Source organism: Vibrio sp. TRT 17S01, from assembly GCF_050113695.1.
Lineage (GTDB): Bacteria > Pseudomonadota > Gammaproteobacteria > Enterobacterales > Vibrionaceae > Vibrio.
Genome location: NZ_JBNJOG010000003.1, coordinates 380,978 through 397,362 on the forward strand (window position 1 = coordinate 380,978; position 16,385 = coordinate 397,362).

17 protein-coding genes are annotated in these 16,385 nt (G+C 40.6%); 3 read left to right on the forward strand and 14 right to left on the reverse strand.

The genetic code is table 11. From position 1 onward, the window contains the following. Positions 1-41: 41 nt before the first annotated feature. The 3 genes from ACQEXS_RS07310 to ACQEXS_RS07320 all read right to left on the reverse strand — a co-directional run bounded on the left by ACQEXS_RS07310 (position 42) and on the right by ACQEXS_RS07320 (position 1,557). Positions 42-611 carry a YceI family protein gene (locus tag ACQEXS_RS07310; protein WP_367989888.1) on the reverse strand — a complete coding sequence of 190 codons (570 nt, stop codon included), beginning with the start codon at positions 609-611 and terminating at the stop codon, positions 42-44. After that, a complete protein-coding gene (locus ACQEXS_RS07315; RefSeq protein ID WP_427009550.1) occupies positions 608-1,147 on the reverse strand; it encodes a cytochrome b in 540 nt (179 codons plus the stop codon). Before ACQEXS_RS07315 ends, ACQEXS_RS07310 begins: the two co-directional genes overlap by 4 nt. A gap of 161 nt (positions 1,148-1,308) precedes the next feature. Next, positions 1,309-1,557 carry a DUF2164 domain-containing protein gene (locus tag ACQEXS_RS07320; RefSeq protein WP_367989890.1) on the reverse strand — a complete coding sequence of 83 codons (249 nt, stop codon included), beginning with the start codon at positions 1,555-1,557 and terminating at the stop codon, positions 1,309-1,311. A gap of 275 nt (positions 1,558-1,832) precedes the next feature. Between ACQEXS_RS07320 and ACQEXS_RS07325 the strand changes: the two genes are divergently transcribed. Next, on the forward strand, positions 1,833-2,468 hold the full coding sequence (locus tag ACQEXS_RS07325; RefSeq protein WP_427009548.1) for a hypothetical protein: 636 nt from the start codon (positions 1,833-1,835) through the stop codon (positions 2,466-2,468). Between the two features lie 506 nt (positions 2,469-2,974). Continuing rightward, on the forward strand, positions 2,975-3,772 hold the full coding sequence (locus ACQEXS_RS07330; protein ID WP_427013341.1) for an EAL domain-containing protein: 798 nt from the start codon (positions 2,975-2,977) through the stop codon (positions 3,770-3,772). A gap of 467 nt (positions 3,773-4,239) precedes the next feature. Here the strand turns inward: ACQEXS_RS07330 and ACQEXS_RS07335 are convergent, their stop codons facing one another. The 9 genes from ACQEXS_RS07335 to ACQEXS_RS07375 form a co-directional block, all read right to left on the reverse strand. Continuing rightward, positions 4,240-4,395, reverse strand: coding sequence for a YoaH family protein (locus ACQEXS_RS07335; protein WP_367989893.1), 156 nt, complete (start codon positions 4,393-4,395; stop codon positions 4,240-4,242). Between the two features lie 72 nt (positions 4,396-4,467). Beyond that, positions 4,468-5,667, reverse strand: a complete 1,200-nt coding sequence (locus tag ACQEXS_RS07340) for a conjugal transfer protein TraF (RefSeq protein ID WP_427009546.1) — start codon at positions 5,665-5,667, stop codon at positions 4,468-4,470. Positions 5,668-5,727: 60 nt separating this feature from the next. Continuing rightward, positions 5,728-6,600: a DUF2861 family protein gene (locus tag ACQEXS_RS07345; RefSeq protein WP_367989895.1), complete on the reverse strand. Its 873-nt coding sequence runs from the start codon at positions 6,598-6,600 to the stop codon at positions 5,728-5,730. Beyond that, positions 6,600-7,259, reverse strand: coding sequence for a response regulator transcription factor VxrB (vxrB, locus tag ACQEXS_RS07350; protein WP_367989896.1), 660 nt, complete (start codon positions 7,257-7,259; stop codon positions 6,600-6,602). Before vxrB ends, ACQEXS_RS07345 begins: the two co-directional genes overlap by 1 nt. After that, positions 7,234-8,697 carry a sensor histidine kinase VxrA gene (gene vxrA / locus ACQEXS_RS07355; protein ID WP_374144858.1) on the reverse strand — a complete coding sequence of 488 codons (1,464 nt, stop codon included), beginning with the start codon at positions 8,695-8,697 and terminating at the stop codon, positions 7,234-7,236. Before vxrA ends, vxrB begins: the two co-directional genes overlap by 26 nt. 141 nt (positions 8,698-8,838) lie before the next feature. After that, a complete protein-coding gene (gene pntB / locus ACQEXS_RS07360; RefSeq protein WP_427009545.1) occupies positions 8,839-10,233 on the reverse strand; it encodes a Re/Si-specific NAD(P)(+) transhydrogenase subunit beta in 1,395 nt (464 codons plus the stop codon). A 13-nt stretch (positions 10,234-10,246) separates the two neighbouring features. Next, entirely contained in the window at positions 10,247-11,797 is a 1,551-nt protein-coding gene (gene pntA / locus ACQEXS_RS07365) for a Re/Si-specific NAD(P)(+) transhydrogenase subunit alpha (RefSeq protein WP_427013342.1), read from the reverse strand. Positions 11,798-12,091: 294 nt separating this feature from the next. Next, on the reverse strand, positions 12,092-12,370 hold the full coding sequence (locus ACQEXS_RS07370) for an HlyU family transcriptional regulator (protein ID WP_427009543.1): 279 nt from the start codon (positions 12,368-12,370) through the stop codon (positions 12,092-12,094). A 3-nt stretch (positions 12,371-12,373) separates the two neighbouring features. After that, positions 12,374-12,751 carry a late competence development ComFB family protein gene (locus ACQEXS_RS07375; protein WP_367989901.1) on the reverse strand — a complete coding sequence of 126 codons (378 nt, stop codon included), beginning with the start codon at positions 12,749-12,751 and terminating at the stop codon, positions 12,374-12,376. A 225-nt stretch (positions 12,752-12,976) separates the two neighbouring features. Here ACQEXS_RS07375 and ACQEXS_RS07380 point away from each other — a divergent pair, with 225 nt between their 5' ends. After that, entirely contained in the window at positions 12,977-14,251 is a 1,275-nt protein-coding gene (locus tag ACQEXS_RS07380; RefSeq protein WP_427009542.1) for a GGDEF domain-containing protein, read from the forward strand. Here ACQEXS_RS07380 and ACQEXS_RS07385 read toward each other — a convergent pair. Together ACQEXS_RS07385 and ACQEXS_RS07390 are read right to left on the reverse strand one after the other, a co-directional pair. Then, a complete protein-coding gene (locus ACQEXS_RS07385; protein ID WP_427013343.1) occupies positions 14,231-15,214 on the reverse strand; it encodes a Solitary outer membrane autotransporter beta-barrel domain in 984 nt (327 codons plus the stop codon). The two genes, ACQEXS_RS07380 and ACQEXS_RS07385, sit on opposite strands and share 21 nt — an antisense overlap. 85 nt (positions 15,215-15,299) lie before the next feature. After that, positions 15,300-16,271 carry a GGDEF domain-containing response regulator gene (locus ACQEXS_RS07390; protein WP_427013344.1) on the reverse strand — a complete coding sequence of 324 codons (972 nt, stop codon included), beginning with the start codon at positions 16,269-16,271 and terminating at the stop codon, positions 15,300-15,302. Positions 16,272-16,385 lie beyond the last annotated feature (114 nt).

Sequence of the window (16,385 nt, forward strand, 5' to 3'; positions counted from 1 at the left end):
AAAGCCCCCTTTAGGGGGCTTTCTCTTTGAATCAAGGGTATTTATTTCTTAATACCTTCGACAAATAGTTCCATATCAACATAGCTTGATGCGCCCATGACCGCGATATTGAAATCTGCGAGTTCAAGTCGTGTCGTACCTTCAAAGCCAGCACGCTCGCCACCCCATGGGTCTTGGCCAGCTCCAATAAACTCGGCATCAATCGTGATTGTTTTCGTGACACCATGTAAATTCAGTTCACCAATCACGTCTAACTTACCATCACCTTTGTCGACCACTTTTGTACTAGTAAATGTCGCCGTTGAAAACTTACCCGCATCGATAAAATCTGAGCTACGGATGTGTTTGTCACGTTCAGCATGATTAGAATCCAAGCTACGTGTATCAACATTTACAGTTACTTTTGATGCTTCAATGTTTTTTGGATCGTAAGAGAATTCACCATCAAATTTATTGAATCGACCTTTCGTGAAACTGTAACCCAGATGGCTTACTTTGAAGTTAATAGATGCGTGAGCACCCTTTGTATCGATAACGTAATCCGCTGCGCTGGCACCAAAAGGCAGTACCATGGCCATAGCTAGTCCTGTAGCAAATAACGTTTTTTTCATTTTGAAGCTCCTATCATTTTGCGTAGCGTGTTGTCTTTATTAATCACATGATGTTTTAGTGCAGCGATAGCGTGAAAACCAGCAAGTATCATCAATGCCCAAGCTGCATAAAAGTGAATGGTTCCAGATAGGTCGGATTGCCCTTCAAAAAGTGCACCTAATCCCGGAACAGTAAACCAACCGAAAACATCGATACCTCGTCCGTCTTCCGTTGAAATGAGATAGCCCGATATAAACAAAGTTGCTAATAAACCATACATAGCGATATGAACCAGTTTGGCACCTAAGATCTCATAGGCATGACCTTCCACACTAGGTGACACCGTCACAAACTTCCAAATCAATCGAAAGAGCGTGACTGCCGCAAGAATGATACCTATAGATTTATGCCAATGAGGCGCAGTTTGATACCATTCGCTGTAATAGCTTAGATCTACCATCCACAAACCAACACCAAACATGCCTATTACTATGATTGCAGATAACCAATGAATGGTACGGGCTGTCAGGTTGTAGCTTTGTACATCAGAACTCATAACTAACTTTCTCTATCTTGCTTTTAAATGTAAATGAGAATACCTATCAGGCATAGTACATACACCTCACTCTTCGCAACATAGTATTTACCATTCTTTACATTCGTGAAATAGAGCACACCTGTTCAACTACATCAAAAATTTTGAATAAGAGTTTTTTGCTAATACTTGCTTATCTGTTCTATTTCATACAGCTCATCATCAATGTCTTGAAGCTTCCTGTGAATAACGGTCTGTGCATCGACAATCCCTTTGTTATAGAAAGCAGGCCCAAATGTTTCTACGATAAAATCAAACATAAACTCTGCATCAAACTGCCCGACTTCAACTTGAAGCTCATCCATTAAGTACTTTTGCAAAGCTTCCGACATATCGTGCTTTTGTTGTGATGTAAATTCAATCTTGGCCATATTTGTTTAAACCTTTTCGTATTCTTACCGTTAACGATTATACCCTAATGACTTTGGGGTTCTGGATATGGAGTGTATTAGCTTAAGTTAAAAATCAAGTGATTCACACCAACCACATGACCTTGGCATGGCTTGACCACGTTTTAATAAAAGCCCATGATCTCAAAGAAAAAATCGTGTTCATGATCATGGTGTCAGTATTTTTGAGCAAGCGCTGCAACGAATTATGTTAATCTGAACTTTTGCTCTGGTGCTCATTTTCTAGGAGAGATGATTTGTTATTGGATGTGTTGATTCAAAGTGTTAACGAGTTTCAAACGGACTGCATGAAACTATGTGAAAAACACTATCCTACGATTCACAATCAGGGCATGAGCGAACACCATTTAGGTCTTGCGTTTGCTCGCCGCTTAGCTCGGACGCTGAATGAGTTCGGACATACTTGCGATTTTGCGCCAATGGAGTCTTTGAAGTCGACAGATTATCCCCATCACTTTCGTGTGAGCTCAGATGCAGGGACCGTCTGGGTTATTACCTCCCATTTAGTCAGTGCAGGACCGACTTGTCGCAAAAAATTATTCCGAGCTGTGGGGCAATGGCAACAGGAGTATGCGTATGCTATCCAACCAAATGATTTATTACTCCTTTTAACTGATCATTGGATTTCGCGAAGTAAACAAAGCCGAGAACTACTCCACTGGTGGACAGGACAGATCCCAGATGAAATTGACGAATATAATGCTCAAGGCATCAGCCTATACGAAAGTGACTCTCAGCTTGCTTATGACCTTGAGAAACACTTTAATGTTAGCCCCTATTACGTCAAATTTACACATCCATTAAAACGCTCGACGAACCAAAGTTTAGTTAGAAAGTATATTCAGCTCTATTCAGTTATCCAATTAAGTTGATGCTTTAGCAACATCTTTAATCCACCGTGTATTAGTCTTGTTTACAAGCCACACGAATAACAGATACAAACCTCAACAATTGGTCACCTTCCTCAACGCCATTACATACCGATCCCTGCATCAGAATCTTTCCCAGAGATGGTGTCAGCCACAACAAACGATTAGACATAGCGATAGGTTCGTAAGAAACATTTTTCAATAAGATAGAATATTGAGAGATATATCTAGAATTTGGGGAATAATATCTGGTATCGCTTTATTAGCGGCTAAAACAAACTTAATGTCTAATACGTGCAATTGACAAGGATAAACGACCAGACCAGCACCAACAAACATCAAGTCAATCGAATTAACTATTTTATCTATTAACAATCACATAAACCATAAAGCACCGTTGTTTATGCGTTGACATATTAATGACATTATCAATAATGTGACGCGATGTTTCATGATTTTTCACAAAATATGCGACAGATTTCATTCTTTATAGTGAGCTTGGTAACAACATGATTCTCTCCCTCCAGCAACAATTCCAAGCGTGTATAGAACTAAACAGCGCGTATCAGTTTGTTGCTAACTATAAAGAACTTACCCTTTCGAGCGTGTTTCAACCGATTTTCAATAGACAAGATGGCATTATTGGCGTTGAAGCTTTAGTCAGAATAAAAACGGCTCAAGGAATGCAAATTAGACCGGATGCATACTTTCAATCGAATGCAATAAAATTAGAAGACAAGATCAACGTTGAACGGTTAAGTCGTGCAATACATATTCGTAACTTTTCACGTTCTAAATACGCACATCTAAAATTGTTTTTGAATGTCCTCCCTTCTGCTACTGAATACCTTACATACAACGGTCTTGATAATAGCTTATTAATTAAACGATTAAATGACTTAAACATCCAACACTCGCAACTGGTTATGGAGCTCGTTGAATTAAAGTTTCATGACGATGATACACTGCGTGAAACAATGATGAAGTTAAGCGATCAAGGCTTTCATGTTGCTGTCGACGACTACGGAACAAAGGCGTCAACAAAAGAACGAGTTGAACTCATACAACCTGCTATCGTAAAGCTTGATCGCTCTATCATGTTAGACTTTTTAGATGCTAAACCAGAGAAATTATACGAAGGGTTACGTGTTGCGAAATCGATCGGTGCTAAGGTTGTTGTTGAAGGTATAGAAACAAAACATCAATACGATACCATGAAGCAACTCGATATCGACATGTTTCAAGGTTACTACCTCGCAATGCCAGAAGCCTTAAGTCCTTACGAGTCCATAACCTGCTTAAACTAAAAGCAGCCTCACGTTCTAAGCCTAGTTCTTCAATTGTTCGTTAGCGCAGGCCGACTGACTTTACAGCTCCCAAACTACCGAACGACTAGCCTGATACATATCAAAAATTCTTCAGCGTTATAACCTTCGATTACACCCACTTTAAATTTGATCAATATTGATCAAGACCTTTCGAATTTGATCAGAAAGCTCAAATTTAAACATTTTGTTGGTGAGTAATTACTGTTTCTGTAAAGCAAGTTTATTCGCAGCATTTTATGCTAGAACAAAAACAGCCTAACATCTTTTATGTAATTAAATTACACAATAAAACCAAACAAGATCAGCAGCAGTCAATCATTCCACTTTAACCTATTGATTTAATTAAACAAAGGAGTAACACGAAGAGAAAATTAAAGATTTGCAAGGAAAGTTACTTTGACAGAAGAATATGCTACTGCTTAATTAAAGATAAAAGAAAAGGCAGATTACTCTGCCTTTTCTTTTGCTGCTTGGTCACGAATTTCTTGAGCGACTATTTTGATGGCTTGTGCAGTACTGATCCCTGATGCCATGAGTTGCTGTATTTTCTCAACGGCAACTTGTTGTTCTGAGTGGCTCAGAGGAGGAAGATCATCCAACATAAAAACTCCTAGCAATAAATAAGAGCCGATAGTAAACAGATTTTTGATTGGATGCCAGCATTACTCCATTCACTAGTAACTTGTCAGAAAGTTCACGTAAGCTCCCATCGAATTTTCATTAGTATAACTTGCACCTAAATCAAGCTGGAACAAATTCAAAGGTGAAAGTCCAATACCTGCTGTGAAGGTATCGTCAGTATCATCATAGGCGATATTCTTGTTCCAGCCCGCACGCAATTTCAGTTGGCGTAATATATCCAACTCCCCTCCTACCCTAACCATTTGAGTATTGTCGTTGAAATTAGTGTAACGTTCATTTTCGTTCAATTCGTAATCAGCACTTAATGTAAAGTAATCTGAGACAATACCTGCTCCAACGGTATATTGAGGCCTGATTTGATAAGCATATGTTTGTGTGAGATCGCGACTTTGGCTCGGGTCAATGCTTGAAGTGACCGTTTGGTTCAGAGTTAATGTTTGAATATCTCTGCTAACAAGGTTAGTCGCTGAAAAACCGATTCTCAACGGGCCATAAAACCATAAGAATCCAGCATCCATGTTGAACATGGTTTCCCCTGTTCCATTGTCACGTACATCTTTAATATCGTAGCTATTCAAGTTTGCTGAATATACATAGGTATAAATTCTTTGTAATTTTGGCGTAATACCAAATGCGATGTGTTGTCCTAGGAAGGTTTGATATTTCGCCAGTGAGATACCAACTTCCGTCACCCCAATAGAAACGGCGTTGACAGCACTTAACTCTGCATTCACCGCAGTGTCAATGGTTGAAATTCCAGTATTTGAACCAGCATAGATATCAGTTTCGGCGAATGATTCGGTATACGCTTTACCAAACACATTTGCAGCAACATACTGATTTGGAATAGCGAATGCCACCACCCCACCCAGCTCTAGTTTTGCTTTGTCACCCTGTAACGAATCGAGTGTAGTTTGTAATTCGGATACTTGGCTGAAATCACCATTTGCTGCTTTATCAATGATGCCAGCGGCCGTCTCTAGTTCATCGACCATCATGTATTCGTCGTTATAGGCTAACCCAAAGCTTGGCGTGATCATGCCAACATCATCATTACGACGATATATTGCTGTTAATGCTGGATTATAAAAAGGTGCAGTGAGAAAGTTTGCTGAGACAACACCGACACCACCCATGGCATCACCTCGAGCCTCGATGGCATAGCTTGCGGCTTGTACAGAACCGGCTGCACAAGCAATTGAAAGAGTGAGAAGCTTTATTGGTTTTTGCATAACGATATAAACTCTTTAATTCCCTTACGTTTATATCGTCACACTGTTATGAAACTTTAGCTATTCCTCTTGGGAAACATCATAAGTTTTACTAATTATTTGTGATTGCTCTACAATTATTGGACCTTGCCAGCGCTGGTGTATCATCGAGACTGCGAGGATATACCGTCCAGCAGGAATGCCCGTAGAATCCAAGCTTGTCGGGTAATCAGAATCTGAAACGTCTTTCCATACCTGATTATATGTGCCATCCACATAATCATAAACGGTCACGTTTTGTTTAGGCAGCGGACAATGAGGATTCAAAAGCGCATTTTTTTCGATCGACCATTGATCTTTAGATTGCCAGCGTACGCTGATTTTTGCTCTTGGATCACCGATGACAAGCCAAGAGCTCCAAGATGTTTGATCTTTCGCTGTAATATCAATTCTATATAACCCCATAGGCACTCGACTATTTAAGTTATAACGTTTGATATAGTTTTTGACACCGTTTCCGTCAGGCTCAAAACCTGTTAATGAGTCATCGTTTGATAACGATTTCTGTACCCACTTTGACAATGTGATGTCGGCAATTTCTTTATAAGTAGAAACGCGAACTTCAGCACGATACGCATCCCTACCCGGGCTTTGAATTTCTGCTCTTTGAACCGTGACAGACTTTAGCCAATTCGGTAATGACTTTGTATCTAGGCTCTTACCACAATCCACTTCTAGTGATTGGAGAAAAAGATCATTTAAGTGGGGAGCGTTAGTCTGCTTTTTTTCTTGTTGCCAAACTTCAACCAAAGATGAAAACATCGATGGTAGATCATCATTTAACAAGTGTTTATGCGCTTGTGTTAACGGCGTATTGTCTTCAAACCAGTCAACATTCGCAGCATATAAAGGCACGCTAATAAGCGTGCCAATCAAAAAAGCTGTAATCCGCATTAGGCTTTCATCTTATAACCAACGCCACGCAAAGTTTCGATCTCTAAACCAGGCAACTTTTGGCGTAGCTGAAGAACGTGAGTATCTACCGTTCGTGTTGTTGGGAAATGATTATAACCCCATACATGATCAAGCAATTCATCACGTGTAAATACACGGCCTAAATTGCTCGCAAGGAAAAGCAACAAGTCAAATTCAGTTCGAGTTAAAGTGATCGATTCATCTTTGAAAAAGACTTCACGAGTCGCCTTATCGATCAACAAGTGCTCAGTTTTCACTTTAGTATCATCGAGCGCATCCGCATCAGGGGCACGCAACTGTGCACGAATACGAGCAAATAATTCGGCTTCTGCAAATGGTTTTGTCAGGTAATCATTTGCACCTGCATCCAGTCCAGTTACTTTGTCTTTTACAGTAACTAAAGCAGTTAAAAGAATAACGGGAACGTCTTTTATTTTCTTCCAATCGACTAAGTGCTCAACTGAGTCACCATCCGGTAACTGGCGATCCAGTATCACTAGATCCGCTTTGTCCCAGTATTGTTCTACATCAGCAATAGTCTCTGCATGGAAGCACTCGTATCCCGCTTGTTCCAAACTGACTAAAAGGCCGTCTGCTAGGTTTTTATCATCTTCAACGAGAAGCAGTGTCTGTTTCACAAGGTATCTCCAGAATAAATGTAGAAGGTGGACCAATGAGGGACATCTTTCCTCCCATTCTCCCAACCATAGATTCAACAATGGTAAGGCCGAGGCCAAGGCCACTTTTGCTAACAAATGGCTTTCTTAATTGTCGCCAGTCTTTTTGTGTTAGCGATCCTTGGTCTATAACCTTAACTACTATTTTTGAACTCGACGTTTCCACATCAAGCATTACGGGTGCAACACCATATTTGACGGCATTGCGTATTAAATTATCGATACATGTACCAAGCCAATATACGTTTAACTTGGCAGCAACATCGTTGTTAATTCGAAACTCAATATCTCCAACAAACTCTTCTTCTACTTTATATTCAAGCCACTCTTGAACCGAAGGTACCCATTCCGTAGCAAGTGGTTTGTTATCTGATTGAAGATAATCTTTACTTGCTTCCGCTAGCTGCCTAAGTCGTCTTGAATCTTCACATAAACGTCTAAATTCGTCATACACCGACTCTGGTAATTTTTCAAATTCTCGTCTAAAACCTTCAACCGTTAACGACAAGCTGGCTATCGGTGTTCTCAATTCATGCGTTAGAATTTGAAGGATCAACATACGACTCTTCATTTCTTGTCGCTTAGTATTCCAACGATAAACCGACCAGCCTAATACTAACAAGATGTTAGCAATCACCAGAACGACCATACTGATGCGTAATACATCAGAATGATCTTCTACATCCCAACACAGGTTACCACGTTGTACGAAACATGTACTTGTTTCATTCGACAACTTAAAACTAAGCCCCGCGATATCGATGTTCTTCTTCCATACGTTTTGCGGGAAAATAAGGTAATTGTCGTTTTGTCGAAGCCAAAGGTTGTCTTGCTCAAGGAACATACTTGAACCAGATATCAGTGCGAGAATGGTTTCTTCATTCATACGTTGCAGCCGTCCAAGCAATGTATCGTTTTCTGCTAGCGGACGTTCTTTAATGTGCATGTATTGTTGAAGTTTTTCCTGTTTGTCAGGGTGTAACGTTGCGTATCGGTTAGCATAGGTACCACCACCAGGATGGATTAGTGCACTTCTTGCAAACCATTTTGTGTTTAATTTGGTTCCTTTACACACCGCTCTAGTAAAAACTAACGGCTCAGTCACTAAAGGGCTTAGTGGAAGCTTACCCGTACAAGTTTGAGCTAATTGATAGAGACGCTGTATATCTTTAAGTGGATATGTCCATGTTTGAGGCAGCATGGATTCAGGTGTCAACAAACGTGTTGGGTAGTCCGCTTGTAATACACGAATGTCGTACGTAACTGTAGCTTCTGACGGATCAAATAGGTCAACAAACTTGTCGATTCGCTCAGGTAAGGAATCAGCAAACGCTTGTGTTGACGCTAATAAGAAGCATAAGGATAAAGACTTTAAAGTAGTTTTAATCAATGCAAAAATTCGTTAAATCAGTAAGTTACGTCTAAAGTAAAATATTATCGCAAAAATATAATTTTACAATGTGATATTGGTGTCAATAATGTTCTAACAAAAAACAAAGAAGCCAGCAAATTGCTGGCTTCTTTCTTAAGTATCCTTAGCTTACAAAGCTTTAGAAATCGCGTCCACACTTTCTTTAGCATCACCAAATAGCATTTGAGTGTTATCTTTAAAGAACAGTGGGTTTTGTACACCCGCATAACCCGTATTCATTGAACGCTTGAATACGATGACATTTTGCGCATTCCATACTTCTAGAACTGGCATACCTGCAATCGGGCTATTTGGATCTTCAAGTGCTGCTGGGTTTACTGTGTCATTTGCACCGATTACTAGGACAGTATCAGTGTCAGATAGATCATCATTGATCTCATCCATCTCCAATACGATGTCATAAGGTACTTTAGCTTCCGCTAGCAGAACATTCATGTGACCAGGTAAGCGACCCGCTACAGGGTGAATACCAAAACGGACTTCTACACCTTGTGAACGAAGCTTTTCTGTAATTTCATGCACTGGGTACTGAGCTTGAGCAACCGCCATGCCGTACCCTGGAGTAATCACAACAGACTTTGAGTTTTTCAGCATTTCAGCAACTTCTTCAGCCGTTGTTTCACGGTGCTCGCCGTGGTCAACATCGCCTGAAATAACAACTTCCTGACCAAAGCCACCAGCGATTACACTGATGAAAGAACGGTTCATTGCTTTACACATGATGTAAGACAGAATTGCACCAGAAGAACCCACTAGTGCACCAGTTACGATCAATAGATCATTTGCTAGCATGAAACCTGCTGCTGCTGCTGCCCAACCAGAGTATGAGTTCAGCATCGACACAACAACTGGCATATCTGCACCACCGATTGACGCAACCAAGTGGTAACCAAATGCAAAAGCAATCAGCGTCATCACAATCAATGCAAACATGCTGCCATCGGCTTTAACGAAATAAAGCATCAACAAAGTAGAAACAACGATCGCTGCCAAGTTCATTTTGTGCTTGTGTGGAAGATTCAATGGCGATGAAGAAATAACACCACGAAGTTTGCCAAACGCAACAATTGAACCAGTAAATGTCACCGCACCAATGAAGACACCTAAGAATACTTCAACAAGGTGAATAACATGCTCCGCTTGAATTCCAGCTAAGTCAGTTGAAACAGGTGCTGGTGGCTCGATATAGCTGTTAAAGCCAACAAGAACTGCAGCCATACCAACAAAGCTATGTAAAATAGCTACCAACTCTGGCATTTCTGTCATTTCAACTTTCTTTGCGTAGTGGATACCAATACCACCACCAATAACCATGGCAATAATCACCCACGCAAAGCCTTGAGCATCTGGGCTGAATATCGTCGCTAGCAGCGCAATCGTCATACCAGCGATGCCATAGTAGTTGCCGTTTCTAGCGGACTCTTGTTTAGATAAACCTGCTAAACTAAGAATAAAAAATAGCGCAGCAACAATATATGCCGCTTGTACTAATCCTGCAGACATTTGTTACTCCCTACTATTGATCTTTACGGAACATTTCAAGCATACGTTTAGTGACAGTAAAACCACCAAAGATGTTAATGCTTGCAATGAGCACGGCTATAAACGACAAGAAGGTAACCACTCCGCTACCCTGCCCAATCTGTAACAACGCTCCGACAACGATGATGCCCGAAATTGCGTTTGTTACCGACATAAGTGGCGTGTGTAAAGCATGTGTCACATTCCATACAACGTAATAACCCACCACACAGGCCAAAACGAATACGGTGAAGTGAGACAAAAATGCAGCAGGTGCTACAGATGCAACCCATGCAAACGCACCTACACCAATTGCTAGTGCAGCAAACTTCTTAACAGGTGATTTAGGTTCTTCAGCCTTAACCTGAGCTTGCACTGGCTCTTCTACTTTTGCTTGAGGTTGTGCAGAAACTTGAATTGGCGGTGCAGGCCACGTTACTTCACCCTCTTTAACAACCGTTACACCACGAAGTACAACGTCTTCAAAATCGATGTCGATGTTGCCGTCTTTCTCTTTGCACAAAAGTTTTAGCAAGTTAACAAGGTTAGTTGCGTACAATTGAGAAGATTGTGTCGGTAGGCGTCCAACCATGTCGGTATAACCAACAATTTTTACGCCATTTTCTGTGGTGATGACTTGATCCGCAACGGTGTATTCGCAGTTACCACCATTTGCAGCCGCAAGGTCGACAATCACGCTTCCCGGCTTCATGCTATCAACCATTTCTTTGGTGATTAGCTTAGGAGCAGGACGGCCTGGTATCAGAGCTGTAGTTACAATAATGTCGACATCTTTTGCTTGTTCAGCATAAAGCTCTTCAGCTTTTTTGTTGAACTCTTCAGACATCTCTTTTGCGTAACCATCGCCTGAGCCTGAGTCTTCTTTGAAGTCTACTTCAAGAAACTCTGCGCCCATCGATTGCACTTGCTCTTTTACTTCAGGACGAACATCAAATGCTCTAACAATAGCGCCAAGGCTACCTGCCGCACCGATCGCGGCCAGACCTGCTACGCCAGCACCTGCTACAAGTACTTTCGCTGGTGGAACTTTACCTGCAGCTGTGATTTGTCCTGTAAAGAAACGTCCGAACTCATGAGCAGCTTCAACAACTGCACGGTAACCTGCGATGTTTGCCATCGAAGAAAGTGCATCAAGTGCCTGAGCTCGTGAAATGCGAGGAACAGAATCCATTGCTAATACATTAATGTTCTTGCTTGAAAGCTTTTCCATTAACTCTGGATTTTGGGCTGGCCAGATAAAACTGATCAGAGTAGCGCCTTCTTTTAATAAGGCAATCTCGTCATGGGCTTCGTCGACTAGAGGGGCATTTACTTTGAGAATAAGGTCTGAGTTCCAAACTTCATCTTTACTTACAATCGCAGCACCTGCTGCTATGAAAGCATTGTCATCGAAGCTTGCGAGTTCACCCGCTTGAGACTCAACTGAGACTTCAAACCCCAGTTTTATTAGCTGCTCTACCGATTTAGGCGAAGCCGCTACTCGCCTTTCTCCAGCGAGTATTTCTTTTGGTACACCAATTTGCATAGCTATTCCTTGACTATTGGCACAATGATTATTCTTTTTTTATCTAACGGCTGTACGAGTTTCAAGTGTTTTGTAATTAAAATACAAAAAATCATTACATATAACGTTAAGTAATGGACTATTTTGCTTTATATGAAGGTAATCAAACAACACCTTTGAAGCTGAACAGAGGTCAAACCAGTATTTGTAATTACTTGTAAAAGTTGAAGATTAATCATCAATCCTAAAAAAAGAGTCATCAGCATAACGGCTAATGACTCTCAAATTTATGACTCGCGTCAAGTTGGTGCATTTCTAATCAAAAATTTTACCGTTCATTTGATCAATGAACATTTGGGCTTTCTTTAGCATAAATTCATTGGCATCATTTTCGTTCGACAGCACATCAGACCGTATAAATCGATGAGTTTTTGTTTCATCATTGATTTGTTGTGTAATTCTACCAGCAATACGAAACTGACCATTTTCAGCCATTGCCTCGGCATAAATCAAAAAACCTTTATATTCTACAGGTTCTACTTCTTTTATTGTTTGTGGTTTTGAACCACCAAATAGACGAGAAAACAGCCCCACGTCTCACTCCTTCTTGCCGTGTTTGGTTTGAATAAGTGGTTTCTCAAACCACTCCAATTCCGCATTGTCATCATACCCAGGACGATAAAACACAACGGGAACTTCATCATTTCTCTTTAGGCGCCTATCATCAATAACCATCGACTTTGCAGACTCTATTGCATCAACTGCTGCCTGCTTTAAGGTTACCAAGCGTTTTTCAGGCAACGCAGATAAGAAGTCAATATCGTGACGTATGTATACAGGCCTTAACTGGTTGAGAGCCAAACACGCTAGGTCTGCCAACTGTTCATTATTAAATTGATCAACATATTCTTTCTTGGCGAGAACTTGCCCAACGAGAGTTTCCATATAGTTATGTACATCGACACTGATTTGCATACACCTAACTCCTACCTTTAATTCAAAATCCACACTATCAAGCATCTAGTATATGAATAAACTTGTTCAAGAAAGCAAAAATTCAAATACTTATTGTTCATTTATTCATTGTAGCTCATACTTGAAGCCGATTTTCCACTTTTAGTTTAGTAAAAAGCTTGGAAAATCATTAAATAGAAGTATGCTAAGTAATTTGTCATTATCTCATTCGGTTAGGCTCACTAGATGTCTTTTTCGTTAGTCACGTCGAACTGGTTTCGTTTGTCGTTTCCATTATTATTACTAACTTTGATCAGTTTAGGAATGAGTAACGTCATTTCAGTAACGAAAGCAAATATCGATTTTGCTTCAAACTTACCATTTGTATTGTTCGTTTCAGTTATTTTGTTAGGACACGCATTCAAACAAAGCCGTATTGCGATGGTGTCTACAGCAATGCTTACCGCGTACTGGATAATTATAAATTGGCTTCAAGTCCCTCTTTCTAGCGGCACAACACTGCTTGAGTTGTCTTTGTTGGCTTTTCTTTTACCTGTCGCCTGCCTACTTGTGTATCCACTTAGTGATTCGGGCGTCTTAAGTAAAACTTATTTAGGTTACACTGTAACCATCTCTTTATTTATTTCATGGTGTTATCTGATTTTGACCCACTATTATGATGGTGGATTTGAAAATATAGACGACACTTTTCTCTTTATTATCCCCGAAATATCGCGCTTACCATTCATTTTGGTTCTTTATTTAGTGGGGTTAGTTTTGTGTTGTGCCATTTTGGTTTTGCGTCAAAATCGAATTACAGATGCTGTAGTTTACAGCTCAATCATGTTTGCTAGTGTGACGTTCATTTTTTTCCATGTGCCCTACATTTCAAGCACCATGTTCACAATTGCTGGGCTACTGCTCCTTGTATATGTCATTTCGGCCAGTTACGAGCTCGCCTTTAACGATAGATTAACCAGCATTCCTGGACGGCTTGCCCTAGAATCTGATCTCAAACTTCTTGGTCGCAAATACACAATTGCTATGTTAGATATCGACCACTTCAAGTCTTTCAACGATACTTATGGTCATGACACAGGTGACGATGTGTTAAGGCTAGTAGCAAGTAAATTGCGAGACATTAGTGGTAAAGCGAAAGTTTATCGTTATGGCGGCGAGGAGTTCACGGTCCTATTTCGTGGAAAACATGTTGACGACACGGTACAACACCTAGAGTTATTAAGAGAATCCGTAGAGAGTTACGATATGGTGTTACGTAATTCTGACTCACGACCTAAAAGTGACAAAAAGGGAAGCCAGAAACGGGGAGCTGCGGAAAAAGAGAATGAAGTGGTGAATGTAACCATCAGTATTGGCGTCTCGGATAACAGCGAACATCACTACGTTTCGCAAGTTATGAAAGCGGCAGATGAAGCATTATATAAGGCAAAAAAAGCAGGCCGAAATAAAGTAGTCACCAGCCGCAAGCTAGATTTAGACTCATTCTTGGTTAAAAAATAAAACGATACTGCCACCCATCAGGGCACTACCGTAGTTAAAATTTAAACCTATTCCGACATTATCAATCCAATCAGATTTAAACGGAGGAGTCATTAACCAACCAAATGACGTTTCGTAATAATGATTAGTTCCCATTGGTGTTTCAGTGTCCCCTCCTACGTCAATACGGCGAAAACTGGCATAAACAGACTGAACGCTTTCTTTCCAATGAGTGATATCGTAAAACGCTTCAACACCTGAAGCTAAATACCATCCCTCTGGGTTACCAACATCTCCGTAGTTTGCTTCACCCCAGCCATAGCCGTAGAAATAGTGCGCAGCAGACGTTGCATTCCAACTTCCCCACTTTTCAGCAGAATCATATTTTAGTTCGATATGAGGTTCTGCTGCTACAGCCCAAGCATCGGTATTAAACACTACCCCATCTAATTTAGGTTTTAATGCTTGAGAGTATTGGCTTTTATAATCGTGGTTATTCTTAAAGTATTGTAAATGTACACCTAACCCCGGAGTCACAGTCCAGCTTTCATCAAGTTTGTATTGATAGCGATATGCACTAAATGCACCCAAGATAAATTGCTCTTGATAATCTTGCTCATCGCCTTGTCTTACTTCAACATCTTGAGCAGATGCTAAAACGGAGAGTCGGGTAACAACTCGGTGCTTATTGACAGCCTCACTGTCACTTAGCTCAAAAGTGAAAGGGAGAGTTGATACTGCAATTTGCTGCCTGAGCCGAATAGATTCCTCTGAACCAATTTTATCGTTTGAAAGATTAAACCAATCGTTTGGATCAAAGTCATGCACTCCGAAAGTCAAAACTTCACTGTCGGTCATCACAATCGCAGCTGAGAAAGACTGCTCTAGATATCTTTGAATCGAGTCATTGCCTTTAGCAAGGCAAAGTGCAGGAAAAGTGGCTACTAAAGTAACCAATATAGGACGTGTAGATTGAATTAACATCTTCTAAAAACAAGCATTCATCGGCATAAACGCACATTCGGTGTGGCGGTAAAGTACTCGGAAACCGCCGTTTGATCAATAAAAATCATCTTAAAGGCGAATTGCCATCAATGAACATATAATTGTTTTTCCCCTGTTTTTTCGCCTCATACAACGCGTTATCAGCAAGTTTATAAAGCTCATCAATAGACTCGAAACCTTTTGGTGTTAAACTCAACACCCCCTGTGACACCGTCACTACCTGCGCAGCGGCACTATATTCATGTTTTAGTTTTAAAGCATCCAAAGCTTTGTGTATCCGTTTCGCTTCGATTAACGCTTGCTCCGCATCGGTATGGCCTAACAAAACAACAAATTCCTCACCACCATAACGTCCAACAGTTTCATCACTGCGAGTAAATAGCTTTTGCAGCATGTCCGCTAGCGCGATTAAACACTTATCACCTTCAATATGACCGTAGTTATCGTTATAAAGCTTGAAGTTATCGACATCTAACAATATGAGACTCATTGGAAGTTGATGACGTCCATGAATCGAAATCAATTCACTGATCTTGTTATCTATAAATCTTCGATTCTTAATTTTAGTCAGTCCATCTTCACTGGCTAATAGTTCAAGCTCTTGATTTAGCTTTGCCAACTGAGCTGTTTTTGCGTCTAACTCTCTTCTCATAAACGCAATACGTTGCATCGCAATCAATTTAGAGTTCAGTACGAGTTTATCCACTGGTTTTGTTAGATAGTCGTCGCCACCGGCTTCTATCGCTTTCGCGATCATGGTGGGCTCGTCATGGCTACTCAGAAATATAATGGGTACCCAATCTGGGTATTGTGATCTAATCTCCCTAGATACTTGGAATCCATCCATTTCAGGCATCGAAATATCAAGTAAAACGAGTTCGGGTTGAAAGTTTGGGTATATCTTTAATGCTTCGCTCCCAGAGGCCGCCATTTCAACGCTATGACCTAATTGTTTAAGGCGTATTGCCAGTTGCATGCGCTCCATTTGCACGTCATCAACAAGCAATATCCGCATGGAAGAACCTGTTATCTCCACGATCACCCCTCATAAACATTGTATATTTGCTGACAATATCAGATAAATCAGCTGCTTAATCTTAAGGATACGCCAGAGTTCGGCAATCATCCAGCAAGGTTGACTTTTATCAGA